Annotated in this window: 13 protein-coding genes and 2 pseudogenes; 8 read left to right on the top strand and 7 right to left on the bottom strand. The window is 48.3% G+C overall.

All coding sequences use genetic code 11. The features are described 5' to 3' along the window. The first annotated feature begins 10 nt into the window (after positions 1-10). Positions 11-2,221: a glucans biosynthesis glucosyltransferase MdoH gene (gene mdoH / locus ACN0TT_RS03125; RefSeq protein ID WP_417760683.1), complete on the top strand. Its 2,211-nt coding sequence runs from the start codon at positions 11-13 to the stop codon at positions 2,219-2,221. 169 nt (positions 2,222-2,390) lie between these two features. Further along, on the top strand, positions 2,391-4,151 hold the full coding sequence (locus ACN0TT_RS03120) for an acyl-CoA dehydrogenase (RefSeq protein WP_417760682.1): 1,761 nt from the start codon (positions 2,391-2,393) through the stop codon (positions 4,149-4,151). Positions 4,152-4,180: 29 nt separating this feature from the next. On the opposite strand, the gene dacB is transcribed toward ACN0TT_RS03120, so the two are convergent. Together dacB and ACN0TT_RS03110 are read right to left on the bottom strand one after the other, a co-directional pair. Further along, positions 4,181-5,668 (bottom strand): D-alanyl-D-alanine carboxypeptidase/D-alanyl-D-alanine-endopeptidase, encoded by a 1,488-nt coding sequence (dacB, locus tag ACN0TT_RS03115; RefSeq protein WP_417760681.1) that lies wholly within the window; start codon positions 5,666-5,668, stop codon positions 4,181-4,183. Between the two features lie 94 nt (positions 5,669-5,762). Further along, complete coding sequence (locus ACN0TT_RS03110) at positions 5,763-5,933, bottom strand: hypothetical protein (RefSeq protein WP_417760680.1); 171 nt, start codon at positions 5,931-5,933, stop codon at positions 5,763-5,765. A 268-nt stretch (positions 5,934-6,201) separates the two neighbouring features. Here ACN0TT_RS03110 and pssA point away from each other — a divergent pair, with 268 nt between their 5' ends. Together pssA and ACN0TT_RS03100 are read left to right on the top strand one after the other, a co-directional pair. Next, positions 6,202-7,509, top strand: coding sequence for a CDP-diacylglycerol--serine O-phosphatidyltransferase (gene pssA / locus ACN0TT_RS03105; protein ID WP_417760679.1), 1,308 nt, complete (start codon positions 6,202-6,204; stop codon positions 7,507-7,509). Between the two features lie 194 nt (positions 7,510-7,703). Next, positions 7,704-8,480: a tRNA-uridine aminocarboxypropyltransferase gene (locus ACN0TT_RS03100; protein ID WP_417760678.1), complete on the top strand. Its 777-nt coding sequence runs from the start codon at positions 7,704-7,706 to the stop codon at positions 8,478-8,480. Position 8,481: 1 nt separating this feature from the next. On the opposite strand, the gene ACN0TT_RS03095 is transcribed toward ACN0TT_RS03100, so the two are convergent. Beyond that, positions 8,482-9,171, bottom strand: a complete 690-nt coding sequence (locus ACN0TT_RS03095) for a tRNA/rRNA methyltransferase (RefSeq protein ID WP_417760677.1) — start codon at positions 9,169-9,171, stop codon at positions 8,482-8,484. Positions 9,172-9,482: 311 nt separating this feature from the next. Between ACN0TT_RS03095 and dmeF the strand changes: the two genes are divergently transcribed. From dmeF to ACN0TT_RS03080, 3 genes are all read left to right on the top strand, one after another. Continuing rightward, complete coding sequence (gene dmeF / locus ACN0TT_RS03090; RefSeq protein ID WP_417760676.1) at positions 9,483-10,505, top strand: CDF family Co(II)/Ni(II) efflux transporter DmeF; 1,023 nt, start codon at positions 9,483-9,485, stop codon at positions 10,503-10,505. A gap of 14 nt (positions 10,506-10,519) precedes the next feature. Further along, the gene (locus ACN0TT_RS03085; RefSeq protein WP_417760675.1) at positions 10,520-10,945 is read left to right on the top strand and encodes a MarR family winged helix-turn-helix transcriptional regulator; all 426 of its coding nucleotides are present in this window, start codon (positions 10,520-10,522) and stop codon (positions 10,943-10,945) included. A 115-nt stretch (positions 10,946-11,060) separates the two neighbouring features. Further along, on the top strand, positions 11,061-12,698 hold the full coding sequence (locus ACN0TT_RS03080) for a phosphoethanolamine transferase (protein WP_417760674.1): 1,638 nt from the start codon (positions 11,061-11,063) through the stop codon (positions 12,696-12,698). A 264-nt stretch (positions 12,699-12,962) separates the two neighbouring features. Here the strand turns inward: ACN0TT_RS03080 and ACN0TT_RS03075 are convergent, their stop codons facing one another. The 4 genes and pseudogenes from ACN0TT_RS03075 to ACN0TT_RS03060 all read right to left on the bottom strand — a co-directional run. Next, on the bottom strand, positions 12,963-13,325 hold the full coding sequence (locus ACN0TT_RS03075; RefSeq protein WP_417760673.1) for a type II toxin-antitoxin system RelE/ParE family toxin: 363 nt from the start codon (positions 13,323-13,325) through the stop codon (positions 12,963-12,965). Beyond that, complete coding sequence (locus ACN0TT_RS03070; protein ID WP_417760672.1) at positions 13,322-13,564, bottom strand: type II toxin-antitoxin system ParD family antitoxin; 243 nt, start codon at positions 13,562-13,564, stop codon at positions 13,322-13,324. The genes ACN0TT_RS03075 and ACN0TT_RS03070 overlap by 4 nt, the downstream gene beginning before the upstream one ends. 154 nt (positions 13,565-13,718) lie before the next feature. Continuing rightward, positions 13,719-13,994, bottom strand: a pseudogene (locus ACN0TT_RS03065) (group II intron reverse transcriptase/maturase); the annotation flags it as partial. A 9-nt stretch (positions 13,995-14,003) separates the two neighbouring features. Continuing rightward, positions 14,004-14,144, bottom strand: a pseudogene (locus ACN0TT_RS03060) (ISAs1 family transposase); the annotation flags it as partial. Positions 14,145-14,356: 212 nt separating this feature from the next. Between ACN0TT_RS03060 and ACN0TT_RS03055 the strand changes: the two are divergent. Beyond that, positions 14,357-15,061, top strand: coding sequence for a hypothetical protein (locus ACN0TT_RS03055; protein WP_417760671.1), 705 nt, complete (start codon positions 14,357-14,359; stop codon positions 15,059-15,061). Positions 15,062-15,171 lie beyond the last annotated feature (110 nt).

The raw sequence follows: 15,171 nt of genomic DNA, 5'->3' as shown, positions 1-15,171 counted from the left end.
GGAGAGTTACATGGAGTCTCGTTTCAGCCATAGTCTGATTGAAGAGCAACATCCTGTGTTAGAGGGTGGGGCGGCTATGCCGCCCGAAAAGCCGCAGCCTATGCCTGCGCAAGATTTGCGTAAATTGAGTAAGGGATTTCCGCGAAATAGTATTAACCCTAACGGTGTTAAATCCAAAGTGAGTCGCCGCGTGTTAGTGGTTGGTTCCGCGTCGGCTATTTCGTTGTTTGCGATCTACGAAATGCTGCAAGTTTTCAGTGTCGCCTCAGTAACGCCGTTGGAATATGTGGTGTTAGCCTTGTTTGCGATCAACTTCTGCTGGATTGCATTGGCATTTAGTGGTGGTGTGGCTGGCTTTATTACCATTATGTCACGTCGTTTCAAACCGCGTAGTAATACCACCGAAGACATACTTACCGATAAAGTCGCGGTATTGATGCCAACCTATAACGAATCGCCAGACCGAGTATTCTCAGCGGTAGAAACTATGGCGATGCGCTTGGTGGAATACACCAAAGATACCCAAGAACATCAGCAGTTTTCGTGGTTCATTCTGTCAGACACGACCGACCCAGATATTGCCTTAGCCGAAGAACAAGCATTTTGGTTATTGCGTAAGCGCGTTGCCGGCAAAGTGCAGGTGTATTATCGCCGCCGCCGCAAAAATACTGCGCGTAAATCCGGTAACGTGGCAGACTTCTGTACCCGTTGGGCAGCACATTACGAAAGTATGCTGGTGCTGGATGCCGATAGCTTGATGCAAAGCCATTGTATTCTTGAGCTGGCTAAGCGTATGCAAGCAGATCCTGACGCTGGCTTGATTCAAACCATTCCTTACTTGGTAAGTGGTGTGACCGTGTTGGCGCGATTACAGCAGTTTGCCGCGCGTTTTTATGGCCCAGTGATTGGTACTGGCCTAGCATGGTGGGTGCAAAAAGAGGGTAACTTCTGGGGCCACAACGCCATCATTCGTGTGAAAGCGTTTGTTGAATGTGCCGGCCTGCCAACCCTGAAAGGTAAGCCACCGTTTGGTGGACATATTTTGAGTCACGATTTCGTCGAAGCGGCACTGATCCGCCGTTCAGGTTGGAGCGTTAAAATCGCCGCTGACTTGCCGGGCTCATTTGAAGAATGTCCGCCATCAATGATTGATATGGCGATCCGTGACCGTCGTTGGTGCCAAGGTAACTTACAGCACAGCCGCATTTTGCCAACCAAAGGCTTACATTGGATCAACCGTTTGCACTTAGTGACCGGCATCATGTCCTACCTGTCATCACCGTTTTGGTTGATGTTGATTCTGGTTGGTTTGGCGTTGGCGTTGCAAGCGCACTATATCCGTCCCGAATATTTTACCGATCAATTCTCGCTGTTCCCTAAATGGCCAGTGATGGACTCAGACCGCGCACTGCGGCTGTTCTATATCACCATGGGCATTCTGTTTGCGCCGAAGATTTTTGGCTCAATTTTGTTATTCACTGACAGTAAACAGTGCAAACAACTGGGCGGTAGAGTCAAAGTTATTGGCAGTATTTTGCTAGAGATTATTATCTCTGCGCTGATTGCACCTATCATGATGTTTATTCACTGTGGCGCGGTGTTTGCTATTTTATCAGGGCAAGACAGCGGCTGGGCGCCACAGCGCCGTGACGATGGTAGTTTGCCTTGGAAAGATGTGTTGTATCGTCACCGCTGGCACATGGTGTTAGGCATTGTGATCAGCTACTTAGCCTATTTGGATTCGTGGGTGCTAGTGGCTTGGCTATCTCCTGCATTGATCGGTTTGTGGATTGCTGTGCCGTTATCGATGGCAACGGCATCGCAGAAAATTGGGCGTTGGGTAAAATCGAAGAAACTGCTGGCAACGCCAGAAGAGATTGAACCGCCACAATTGATTATTGCCGCTGCTGAGGCGCGTAAAGCCTATGAGCGTTCACTGACGCAGATCTGGCATCTACCCGGTTTGTTAGAACGTCCAGAACTGATGGAACTGCATATGGCGATTATGGATAAGTTGCCGACCCATGTACCCGGTGGCCAAATTGAAGCGCTGGATGCGATTGCTCGCGTCAAAGTGCACGAAGCACAAAGCCAGCAGCAACTGCTCGGAGTGCTCGATAACAAAGAGCGCAGTTATGTGCTGGGTAATCCATTGTTGTTGCAGATGATGCAGAAACTGCCCAAAGAACATGCTGAAAACGATGTGATTAGTATCTGCTAAGTTATACACCGCAGTTGCTCAGTCAATAAAGAATGCCGGACGCCATAGTGCTCCGGCATTCTTTATTGACTAAGAAGCGTGATCGCATCGCCGCTTTGAAGTGAGGTGTTTGCTAAGTTTGCCAATAGCGATTAAATTAAACACTCGTTTGAAATTGCCGAGGCTAGTCATGAGTTCATATCACGCACCAACCGACGAGATGATGTTTCTATTGCAGCGAGTATTTGATGCACCTTCTGTATGGCAATCGTTGCCCGCACTGGCAGATAACATCGATATCGACACCGCCGCGGCAATTTTAGATGAAGCCGCCAAGATCAATGGTGAGTTGGTCGCACCGCTCAATCGCAGTGGTGATGAACAAGGCGTGAGCTTTACTGACGGGCAGGTGTTTACGCCTGCGGGCTACCGTGATGCCTATCGCCAATATGCCGAAGGTGGTTGGGTGGGCTTGTGTGGCGAACCCGAGTTTGGCGGTATGGGCATGCCGAAAATGCTGGGAGTGTTGGTGGATGAACTTGGCTACAGCGCCAACAACGCCTTTAATTTGTACGGTTCGCTCACCGCTGGGGCGGCGCTGTGCATTCATGCGCACGGCGATGAGCAACTCAAACAGCGTTTTTTGCCTGGCTTGTATTCTGGCGAATGGGCAGGTGCGATGGATATGACGGAACCGCAAGCGGGTTCCGACTTACGTTGCATCAGTACCAAAGCAGAACCTCAAGCTGACGGCAGTTATTTAATCAGCGGCAGTAAGATTTTTATTACTGGCGGCGATCATGATTTGACCGAAAACATTATCCACCTCGTGCTCGCTAAAATTGCCGGCAGTGAGGGCATCTCTCTGTTTGTTGTGCCTAAACTCAAAGTGGATGCTGAAGGCAATTGCGCGCAAGCTAACGGGGTAAGCGCTGGGGCAATTGAGCACAAAATGGGACTGAAAGCATCGGCCACCTGCGTGATGAATTACGATAATGCTGAAGGCTTTTTGGTGGGACGCGCTAACCGCGGTTTAGTGTGTATGTTCACTATGATGAACTACGAGCGCTTGTCGATTGGCATTCAAGGACTGGGTAGCGCCCAAGCGTCATATCGCATGGCGGCTAACTACGCCAAAGAGCGTTTACAGGGCAGTGATAGCCACAACGCACAGCAACAAGCGCCGATTATCGTCCATGGTGATGTGCGACGTATGTTGCTCAACAGTCGCTGCTTAACCGATGCGGGCAGGGCGCTGGCGGTGTTCACTGGTTTACAGTTGGATTTAGCCAAATACAGTCAAGACAGCGAGCAGCAAGCATATGCCACTAAGCTGGCAGCGCTGCTCACTCCGGTCACTAAAGCGTTTCTTACCGACCGAGGTCTAGAATGTGCCATCAATGCCCAACAGGTGTTCGGCGGTCATGGTTATATCCGAGAAACGGGAATTGAACAGTGGGTACGCGATACGCGTATTGCGCAAATTTATGAGGGCACAAACGGCATTCAAGCCATCGACTTTGTGGGGCGAAAATTGATCGCTGATCGCTTGAGTACCGTCAGCGAATTATTCCATCAGCAGTCGTTGCAGCTGGCCCAGTTTAGTGACGTTCCCTCTCATTTAATCGCACAACAACAAGCGATGCAGGATGAGTTTTTGTCCGCACTTAACGACGTGATGCTGGCCAAGGAGCAAGACAGTCATCTGATCAACGCGGTAGCGGTTGATGCGCTGGATGCGTTTGGTTATTTGATGTGCGGCTATTTTTGGCTGCTGATGCAACAAACGGCGCAGCAACATCAAGCTACGTTGCCTCAGGATTACGTCAGTAGCAAAGCGCAACTCGCCGACTACTATTTTGCGCGGTTAGCGCCTCGTTTTACGATGCATTTAGCCAGTGTTAAAGCCGGTTCAAGCGCAACCATGCAGCTGGATGTTGCCGCGTTTTAATTGGCAAGCGCAGTGTTATTCAATAATGATTAGCGCTGCGCTTTGTCGGGCGCCTTGCTGGCGTTAGGTGTCGCTACTTGTGGTGTTTTGGCTATCGCTCGGCGCTGCGACAGCTGTTTTACTAATTGTTTAAGCAGCGGTGGGGCTAATGTCGTTGGATGGTATTGGCTGGCAGGTAAGCCGGTTTCTAACAGTACAAACGGGTACAAAGCCGCTGCGTCACCAACACCTATCTCAATAAAGCCTGCCAGATTGTCAACCCCCGTCATACTGCCTGTTTTTGCTCTTATCTTGCCGCGTAATTGCGGATTGACGAAGCCGCGCTTGTATTGGAGTGTACCGTTATTGCCTGCTACGGGCAGTGCTTTGATGAGCCAATGCAATTGCTCATCTCGTTGCAATAACAGCAGCAGTGAAAACAGCTGTCCTGCGCTGACTTGGTTGTAGCGGGATAAGCCAGAACCATCGACAATATTGGCGTTGGTCAGGTCGACCCCAAGTTCAGCTAAGGTTTGTTTTAGCGCTAACGCGCCATACTCAAAACCGCTGTGCTGAAATAGTTGCTCGCCTAAACGCTTCAGTACACTATCGGCAATCAAATTATCGGATTTGGCTAACATCTCAGTCAGCAGCTGCTGTAACGGCATTGACGGAAATTGGCTGATTAAGGTGGCCTTTGTCGTATCCGCTGCCGCGACTTTAATCTCGCCATTAATGTGGAATGTGTTGCCGACTTGCTGCTTGATTTGCGCTTGGATATAAGCGGCAGGGTCAACAATCGCCACTTGCAGTGGCAGTGGGTCGCGTAGTTGGTAACAGCCTGTCAGTTGGTATTGGTTCCCTTGCGCATGACCCAAGTGCAGCTTACATAAGGCACTCGGTGCTTGAGGCTGATAACTGGCGCGATTGTCGATGGTTAACGGATAGTTTAAATGCACACGGCTAGGGTAGACCGCTGGCGTAGTCACCTTGGTTGTAGCCTCCGTCAGTTGTTTTTGCTGCGGCTGAATACTGGTGACGGCACCTTTTACGCAGTTTTTATCGAGGATCAGTTTGCCAACCGGTGCCGCAAAGCAAACGCCAAGATCATCCCATAACCAACCCGCGCCCCATTGGGGGCCGTCATCATCAGCCACCAGTAGTAGGTCTCCGTTTACTTCGGTAATACCTGCTTTAGGCACTTCAGCTAACAATCGCCCCAGTTGCCCACTGGTTAGCCGTGGGTCGCCATCAAACTTGAGCAACAGGTTGCCGTTGAGTTTCTGGCCTTGAATCTGCCCTTGGTAATAAAGCGCGGTACTGAATACAAAATCTGGCCCTAGCACTTTGGTGGCGGCGACGGCGGTAAACAGTTTCTGTGTACTGGCAGGAAGTTGCAGTTGTTGGCTATTGAAGTCGATCAAACGCTGACCGTTGGGATCGGCCACAATTAATGACACATTGGTATTGTTGGTTTGCAGCGTTTGCCACGCAAAATCACTCTGTGCCGCATTGGCGAAGCAACTTGCCGCATACATTATCATGCTCGCCATTAGCGTAATGGCCGAGGGGGAACGTCGGGCGGTGAGGGCGTGGCATTGTTTCTTCATCGAATACTAACTGGGTAAGTGATTATTCATCGGTATCATCTGATACCATCAAGCTATAAAGTTTCAAGGTAACAAATACCACTAATACCAGAAACAGTGGCATCACCAAGGCGCCCAACCAATCTTTAAAATGGAAGATCCCCCATGCCGCCGCCAATGTGGCCAACAGCGTAAACCATAGCTCTTTTTTCATGCAAAAACCTTTCTATATACAATATTACTGCGTACTATTTTGCCCGCAGTATAACTCGCTAAACCACTGATAGCGGGTATTTATCGTCGTAAAAATAACAAATTGGCGATTTCTGAAGCAAATTAAGCTTTTGGCTTAGCGGTTCGCCGAGAAACTGCTTGCCGATGCGGCCACAAGTCGGTAAGTTCTTATCCCTTATTTTGGCAGCAGCTTTTTGCTGGGCAAGTGATATAAGTTCCCGTGGTGGAATTATAGATAGGAGGATATCTTGCTGGACCATTCTGGCGGCATTGCCATTAGCCCTGAGAACATTCATTGGCTACTTACGCCGATTCATTTCAGGGAAACACTGCTTGAACAGATCAAGCAAGCACAAAAAGTCATCTATATTGCAGCACTGTATTTAGAAGATGATGATGCTGGACGTGAGATCCTCGATGCACTGTTAGCTGCCAAAGCGGCCAATCCACAGCTTGATATTAAAGTTTTCGTCGATTTTCACCGCGCCCGCCGTGGCCTAATTGGCCAAAAAGGCGATAGCGGTAACTATCTGTTGTACCGTAAATTGATGCAGCAAGCGGCTACGCCATTTGCTATCTACGGTGTACCGGTAAAATCGCGTGAGTTCTTAGGGGTGTTGCACCTCAAAGGCTTCGTTATTGATGACAACGTCATCTATAGCGGCGCTAGCCTGAACAACGTGTATTTGCAAAAGCAGCAACGCTATCGCTTGGATCGTTACTATCTGATCAACTCCGCTGAACTGGCGGCCAGCATGATCGATATGATTGACCAAGATATTTTGGCCGATGAAGCTGTTGTTAAACTAACCGATGACAACTGCTGTAAACCCGATAAAAACCAACTGCGCGCGTTTAAGCAGCGCCTTGCTCATGCCTGTTACCGTTTCCGTAGTCAACGTGCTGGCTTGCGGGTGACACCTTTGGTGGGGCTAGGGCGCAAAGGTAACAAGCTGAACAATGTGATTTTGGAGCTGGTGAAGTCGTCGCAGCGCGAAATGTTCATCTGTACGCCATACTTTAATCCGCCATATTCATTGTCGCGGGCGATCAGTCGCCAACTGCGCCGGGGTGTGAAAATCGATATTATTGTCGGTGACAAAACCGCTAACGATTTTTATATTCCGCCGGAAAAACCGTTTTCGACCATTGGTGCCTTGCCGTACTTGTATGAGCAATCACTGCGTAAGTTTATGAAGCGTCAACAATGGGCAATTGAGAAAGGGCTGTTGAATGTCTATCTGTGGAAGCATGAAAATAATAGCTTCCACCTGAAAGGCATTAGCGTAGATCATCAGCAACACTTACTGACGGGCAGTAACCTTAATCCACGTGCATGGGCATTGGATTTAGAAAACGGTCTATTAGTGCATGATGAGCAGCAACAGCTAAAAGAGAAGTTCGTTGATGAGCAGCAACGTTTGCTGGTGCACGGTCATAAGTTAAATCATTACCGAGCGCTCGATACACTGCAGCAATATCCGGCACCCGTGAAGAAGATTCTCAACCGCATCCGTCGCTTAAAAGCGGATTTATTGCTACGGCGCATTCTGTAATCGGTAGGGGCTGATTATCTGAGGTGTTTAAATGAAGCCTTCGGGCAGCGGTAGAGCGCAATTTATTTGGCGTTGGGTGTTGTTGGTGGAGAATAATTCCACGGCACATCACCTGCCGTGCCTAAATCATGCTCTGCCAGCTGCAAAAACAATCAGCAAAGATAAACAGCCCCTCACTAACTAGGTACACAAGATTGTCGTTAGACGTTGAAGTTAATTGCGCCGCCAATGCGCAACAACCGCTGCATGCGGTGCATCGCTTGTTTGACTATCGGCAATCTCTGGCCACTCGCCCTTACGCCTCGCGCGGGAACAAAGTGGTGCGTTGTCGTCGCTGCATGTTGCCACAAACTGTCTGTACTTGTGCATGGCGCAAGCCTTGTCACAGTAATGCAGCGTTTGCATTGGTGATGTACGACACCGAAGTACTCAAGCCAAGTAATAGTGGTCGGCTGATTGCCGACCTGATCCCAGATACTTACGCCTTTTTATGGTCGCGCACCGCACCAGATGCCGGGCTCTTGGCACTACTGGCCGATCCGCAGTATCAGCCTTATCTGGTGTTTCCAGCAGAATATGCGCTTGAGCAGCAGCAAGTGGTAGCGCAATTGCCACAGGCAATTGAAGGCGCATCGGCGCAGAAGCCACTGTTTATTTTATTGGATGGCTGCTGGCGCGAAGCGGTGAAAATGTTTCGTAAAAGTCCCTATCTGCAAACGTTACCCATGCTGTCATTTAGTCCTGAAAGCATTGCCCATTATCGCCTGCGCAAGGGGCAGCGTGATTTTCAATTAGGCACTGCCGAAGTGGCAGTGCTGGCACTACAAGCATGTGGTGAACAAGCCAGCGCGGCAGCACTGGCGGATTGGTTTAATCTCTTTGTGGAATGCACCTTGTGGGCTCGTTGCCGCGATAAAATGGCGTCAATGGATAGCATTGCGGCGTTGCGCGAACTGGTGGCGCAACGTTAACTCAGTTTTTACTGGTGTGTTTTAGAATGTCACCCACCAGCTGATGAGCCATTTTGATATCTCGTTCACCCAATTGCGCTACACCGTCCAGCAACCACTGTTTTAATTTGTCATCCTGTTGATTGCCCAGTTGTGCCATGGTTTGCAACACCCGCTTTTTTAACGCCTGAGTTTGCTGCTCATCGGCAGCCTGTTGCTGTAAGCCGATGCGTTGGTCTGAACGTTTCATACCTAACTCATAGCTGTACACCATCACCGCTTGCGCTAAGTTAAGTGATGGATACTCACCAGCTAATGGCACATAGCTGTAGAGATCGCACAGGGCCAAGTCGGTATTCGACAAACCGCTTGCTTCACACCCAAACACAATCGCTACACGAGATTGTGGTTTATCTGCCAACAGCTGGGCGAGTTCGTCTGGACTATGGAAAGTATGCGGGCTGCTACGATCACGGGCTGTGGTAGCCACTAGCAGGTCAAACTCGTCTCGCAGTGCTGCCAAGCTATCCGCTGTACGAACGTTGCTTAATATATCCTCTGCGCCACAGGCCACCCATTGCGCTTCTTCTTCAGTATGAGCTTGTGAATCAACCACAATTAACTCACCAAACCCTTGGGTTTTTAAGGCGCGTGCCGCTGCACCTACGTTAGCCGCACGCGCAGGGCGCACCAGAATAAAACTCAATGACATGACAGCTCCTTATTTTTATCGCCACATTATAAAAGGGTTTACTGCAAAATTGCTGTTTGTTTTGCCGTTAGGTATGGGGGCGTTGTGCGCTAACGTTGGATTTTTGCGCAAGTTGACTGCGATATGCGTCAGCCGTTGCCAGCGGCATATCGCCAACTTAGGCAATGGCTAACTGTGGCTGTGAAAAATAGCGACAAAAAAATAGTGTTAGCTCGTACGCATTTTGCTCGCATCCCCATTTGCATTTTGTTTGAAACTAGAATAGTTTGAGTATCAAGTTAATTGACTATCAAACGAATTGGATTTTTGTCATGGCTCAGCAATTTCACTCAACAACCCGTTGGCAACAAACGCATAATTTTAGTCACGTGAATGAAGGGGGGGAACGCAGTACTAAACTGGTGTTAGTGTTAACCCTGATCACTATGGTGGCTGAGATCACCGCCGGTACGGTGTTCGGCTCGATGGCATTGCTGGCCGATGGTTGGCATATGGGCACTCATGCCGCGGCATTTATGCTGACCTTATTTGCTTACTCATACACCCGTAAGCACGCCAACAACCCACGCTTTAGTTTTGGTACGGGCAAGGTGAGCGTGCTAGGTGGGTTTACTAGCGCTGTCGCGTTGGGCTTAGTGGCGATTCTGATGTTGATAGAATCAATCATGCGCTTGCTGCATCCTGAAAATATCCAGTTTGATCACGCAATTTTGGTGGCGGTGATTGGTTTGATTGTCAATGTGGTGAGCGTGTTCCTACTGAAAGATAACCACAGTCATCACCATCATGGTCACGACCACGGACACCATCATCATGATGACCATAATCTAAAAGCTGCTTATTTCCATGTGTTGGCCGATGCGTTGACCTCACTCTTAGCGATTGGGGCCTTGATGGCGGGTAAGTACGCTGGCTTGACTTGGTTAGATCCGTTGATGGGCATTGTGGGGGCCATCATTATCAGCCGTTGGGCATGGGGCTTGGTTAAACAAACAAGCCCAATTTTGTTGGATGCCTCTGTCGCACCAGCGATGAGCCAACAGATTATCGCGAAGATTGAAGCGGAACATGATCATAAAGTGATTGATATTCACGTATGGCCAGTCAGTGCTGACAACCATGCAGCGATGGTGACTTTAGTTAGCCATGAGCCTAAAGCCGCAGATTATTACCATGCATTACTGGCAGATATGCCGCAGATTGACCATCTCACCGTAGAAGTGAATCGCTGTGACGATTGTCACCAAGCGGAACACCCCCGTGCAAGCTGTTGCCAGCAAACTAACCTGCATGACCATGGGCATTCTCATCACCATCATCACGGTCATCATTAAGGAAGGGACGTTGTATGGCAACTGACGTAATCCAGCAGCAGATTAACCACGCAGTCATTGAATTTTATGAGCGTCTTTCTTCATGGGAGCAAAGTGTGGTGCGTGATCAAGGCGTGTCGTTAGCGCAGATCCATGCGGTTGAAATCCTTGGGGCAAATGGTCCATTGCGCATGAAAGACCTCGCCGACAAGCTGGGGGTTACTACGGGGACACTTACGGTGCTGGTTGACCGCTTGGTTAAGAATGGACTGGTTGAACGCCAGACAACCGAGGGCGATAGACGTGCAGTGTCGGTTAATCTAACAGCAACTGGGCAACAGATGTTTGCTGAGCATGACCAGCTACATTTGCAGTTAACCAAGGAGATGACCACCAGTCTCGATGCCACTGAATGTCAGCAATTTTTGAGTTTTCTTGAGCGTATCAATCGCGCCTTTTAAATGATGAATCGCCGACTAATAGGATATTTATTGGTCGGCAAAACCTCTTAAGCAAACCTTAAGTCCTCAAAGCTACAAATACTATGTTGATTGTTAACCCATCGATGTATATCGGATGCTTACAGGACTTCAGGTGCTTAAATCGCTCTCAGTAAATCGCGTTACTTTCTTGCTGGCACTGTTTTTTGTGATGGTGTTTAACCTGCCGTTTTTTGCGGTGGTAAAAAGGGGCTTAGAACACCAGGCGCATATCGATCCGCTATTTGTTGCCACCATTCCGGTATTCCTTGTTGCCATTCTGGCGGCGTTGTTTTCTCTGTTTAGTTTTCGCTATCTACTCAAACCATTTTTTGTGGTGCTGATTTTACTGTCATCCAGCGTGTTTTTTGCCGCCTTTAAATACGGGGTGGTGTTTGATACTGGCATGATTGAAAACACTCTTGAGACCAACAGCTCAGAAGCGATGACCTACCTTAATTGGTCGTCAGTAATTAATTTTCTGGTCACTGGCATTTTGCCCTCGTTGTTGTTGCTTAAAGCCGATATTGCGTATCGCCCATTCGTTAAGGAGTTGGCTCGTAAAGCCTATTTCATTGTGGGTAACATCTTAGTTGCCGGGATGATTGCTTTCGTGTTCATGCAAAACTACGCGTCATTTTTGCGTAACAACATGGAAGTTAAACGATATCTTGTCCCCAGCTACTTTGTTGGCTCAGCAATTAAGTATGTTGATCAGCACTATCTACAAGCACCGCTGGTATACCAACCGCTGGGATTAGACGCAAAAGCCGAACCTATTGCACCGCAAGCCAAACCGCAATTGTTGGTGATGGTAGTGGGGGAGACTGCTCGAGCGATGAACTACCAATATTACGGTTATCAGCGCGCGACCAATCCTTATACCCAGGCCTACAATTTACAGGCGTTTGACGACGTACAATCTTGCGGCACCGCCACAGCGGTGTCTTTGCCTTGCATGTTCTCGCGTATGAACCACAGTGATTACGATGGTCGCCGCGCCAAGGCGCAAGATTCCGTGTTGGATGTACTCAACCATGCCGGCATTGAGGTGTCGTGGTTGGATAACGATAGCGGTTGTAAGGGCGTGTGCGATCGCGTTGCCAATACAGTGATAGACGTCAACATGGATTCGCCACTGTGTGACGGCAAATTCTGTAAAGATCAGGTGTTGGTTGACGCCTTAAACAACGCCTTAGCGACGCCAACAACTGGCGCTAAAAATCGTATCATTGTGTTGCACCTTATTGGTAGTCACGGGCCAACGTATTACCTCCGGTATCCCAAAGAGCAGCAAAAATTTATGCCGGATTGCCCGCGCAGCGATATCCAAAACTGCACCCGTGAGCAGTTAATCAATACTTACGACAATACCATTTTGTACAACGACTACATTCTGTCCGAAGTGATTCGTACCCTACAGGCACAACATCAGTATCAACCCGCGATGATGTACCTGTCAGATCACGGTGAATCCTTGGGGGAAAAAGGTTTATACCTACACGGCACACCGTACAATTTCGCCCCTAAGGAGCAAACCACCGTACCTTGGTTGGTGTGGTTACCAAACGAATTTGCGAGCGCTAACGGCTTGCAAGTGCAGTGCGTTAAAGGCTTAACCGCGCAGCAGGGCATCAGTCACGATAATCTGTTTGATACCTTGTTAGGCATGTTCAACGTGCGATCTCAGGTGTACCAAGCTGATAAAGACTTATTTGCCCGATGCCGTGGTTAGCGGCTTTGCGCTGTGATGACTGACAACGCCACAATAGCGCGAAGGCTTGGTTACCTTCATAAGACGCTAGCCATCTTAGTCTCTGTTATCGCGTTAGCCGTGTGATGTTAGGTTAACTCTGGCACGTTATAATTGCCCAAATTTTGGTAATCAGAGCTTATGCCATTGCCGACCTGAGGCAGCGGATTAACGATGTAATAAGTAGGTCAGACAGCATTGCCAATGGTGAGGTTATCATCGCGCCAGAGGCATATAGCGATGTATTCACTGTAAATGAGGGGGATACTGCACCGCATATTCACTGCTCTGTTGGGCCGGTAAGCAAGGCGTTGCGCCAAAGATCGGATGAACATCCATACTTTTGTGCAATATCCTGATAATTTGAATGTTCTGGCTGCCAATTTGTTGATAAAAAATAACGTGAGTTCCTTGGGGAAATTTCCGATATCCTTCTCTGATATCGTCACATGTTTTGCCAATATCAGGATTTTCTGCAAATAGCCAAAAAGATTCGTCAAATTGTTTAAGATAAACGTTACGCTGTTCTGTGCCCCAACGTCGAGAAGTAAAGAGAGCGATGTCTTTTAAATCTGATTTCGCCTTATTGGTGAGTTGGAATGGCTTCATTCTCTTTCTTCGTTATCGAGTTCATTGACAAATGAATCAAGGTCATAGTCAGCCATGCCACTTTCTTCGCCTTCAACCAGAAGTTGGCGTAGTGTATTCATTTTTGTTTCTTGGGTTTCAAGCAAGCGCAAAGCAGAACGAATGACTTCACTTGCAGAACCGTAGCGCCCACTTTTGATTTGCTTCGCAATAAAACCATCGAAGTGTTCGCCTAAAGTAATACTCGTATTTTTAGCCATCACAGCCTCCTTAATACCAAATAATACCTAATTATGGTATCTAAAGGGCTTCGGGGCAAGTGGCGGCGCATAATCGGGTAGCCGGAGGTATCTAGCCTCCAGCTCTCACACCATCGTGCATGCGGCTCCGCACAGGGCGGTCAATCTAGAACACCTAGCGTGTTATTTGGCTAGGACAGTGAACGGCAATCCATCCATCTCTTTGTGAATACAGTCCTGCTTTCTTCAAATACTCATTACTCAGCGCTTGCTGTATGCCTGGGGTTTTCGAGCTAAGCCAAGGGTCTTTACTTGTAAGCTCACCAGTAACAGCGGCTTGGATCCTGACACCTCGTTTAAGTAAACTCTGCACCTTAGTCCGAGGCTTCCGCCACTGACCCCAGTAGCACATATGCACTCAACGACGGAGCCAGTGGTCTAAATCGACACAGTGCCTGGTAAGCGTCACCATTGTGCCTTCCAGCTCCAATAGCGCTAATAACTCGGGTAGCGCGGTAATCTCGTTCGATTTTTCATCCGTCCGTCGCTGCCCTAGGACTCCCCCGTTTTTGGTCGCAAAAGCACTTGTCATGTGCAAGGGCAACGCGAACTGTATATTTAGGATGGCAGATTTGCGAGATAGTAGTGGCTGACTAGCCGTTAGTTTTTAATATTTGCATGGCTTATGGCTTATGGCTTATGGCTTATGGCTTATGGCTTATGGCTTACCGTTCATCCTAGCTTCTACCTTACATTCCACGTTATGATTAGCGCACAGGATGTAGATGTATCTTAACAGCGGTTGTTAATTTGATGAAAAATAAAACAATTATTTCACTTTCTGTCGTTGCTGCGCTGCTTGTTTGCCTTGCCTTTTTAGTGCTCGGTTTTATTTATGATTATGACAGCGACGTTGAAACTATGTATCAGGGACTGACGCATAACGCTGACGCTTTGCTGTTTTTTCTGACGATTTTTGCCGATACCTTTGTCGCTGTGGCGGTGTTGTTATGGGGATTTATACGCACATCAACAACGCGAAAGGTGGTGACATCTTCTGTGGTATTCGTCATCGCTACCGTTACCATCATTCGCATCTACTATTTTGACGATTTTTATTTCGACTACATCGTTAAAGATAATCCCTACGACGGCTATTTCGTCAGGGACGCCGACAAAGACACCGAGAGCGGTGCCAACTTCAAAGATCAATATCCCGAATATTTCCGCGACACTATCGGTAACAGCCGCATCTTAGTCGATAAGTACCGTGCGTCGCTGTATGGCAATAGAGCCAGTATGGCGCTGGATTACAATATCTGTTTAAACGGTAACGACATCAGTTTTGTGGCCGTGTTTGATTATCTTGAGACGGCCGATTATTGCAAACCTAAGACGTTGAATGTGCAACAGTCAATGTCTTTTACGCTGACGCCACTTGGCGATAACAGCTTTTACTGTGAAGAGTGTAAAAATTATCTGCTACCGATTTATTGGAAGCACATTGACGAGCATTAATGGCGTTTGCGTGTGCCTATTGCTGGGTAATGAGCGCTAGCATTGGCCGTAAGCGGCAACGGTAGCTAGCTGATAAGGGAGGGGGAATCCCTGTAATATTTTGAGTTTTA

This window comes from Shewanella sp., assembly GCF_048265805.1.
Lineage (GTDB): Bacteria > Pseudomonadota > Gammaproteobacteria > Enterobacterales > Shewanellaceae > Shewanella.
The sequence above is the reverse complement of the archived record's forward strand: the minus strand, read 5'-3'. Positions and strand labels throughout refer to the sequence as shown.

Bases quoted from the DNA above. Each gene is read 5' to 3' on its own strand.
- mdoH (WP_417760683.1), top strand. From the start codon at position 11: ATGGAGTCTCGTTTCAGCCATAGTCTGATTGAAGAGCAACATCCTGTG.
- ACN0TT_RS03120 (WP_417760682.1), top strand. From the start codon at position 2,391: ATGAGTTCATATCACGCACCAACCGACGAGATGATGTTTCTATTGCAG.
- ACN0TT_RS03055 (WP_417760671.1), top strand. From the start codon at position 14,357: ATGAAAAATAAAACAATTATTTCACTTTCTGTCGTTGCTGCGCTGCTT.
- dmeF (WP_417760676.1), top strand. From the start codon at position 9,483: ATGGCTCAGCAATTTCACTCAACAACCCGTTGGCAACAAACGCATAAT.
- ACN0TT_RS03070 (WP_417760672.1), bottom strand. From the start codon at position 13,564: ATGGCTAAAAATACGAGTATTACTTTAGGCGAACACTTCGATGGTTTT.
- ACN0TT_RS03080 (WP_417760674.1), top strand. From the start codon at position 11,061: ATGCTTACAGGACTTCAGGTGCTTAAATCGCTCTCAGTAAATCGCGTT.
- ACN0TT_RS03110 (WP_417760680.1), bottom strand. From the start codon at position 5,933: ATGAAAAAAGAGCTATGGTTTACGCTGTTGGCCACATTGGCGGCGGCA.
- ACN0TT_RS03095 (WP_417760677.1), bottom strand. From the start codon at position 9,171: ATGTCATTGAGTTTTATTCTGGTGCGCCCTGCGCGTGCGGCTAACGTA.
- dacB (WP_417760681.1), bottom strand. From the start codon at position 5,668: ATGTATGCGGCAAGTTGCTTCGCCAATGCGGCACAGAGTGATTTTGCG.
- ACN0TT_RS03085 (WP_417760675.1), top strand. From the start codon at position 10,520: ATGGCAACTGACGTAATCCAGCAGCAGATTAACCACGCAGTCATTGAA.
- ACN0TT_RS03075 (WP_417760673.1), bottom strand. From the start codon at position 13,325: ATGAAGCCATTCCAACTCACCAATAAGGCGAAATCAGATTTAAAAGAC.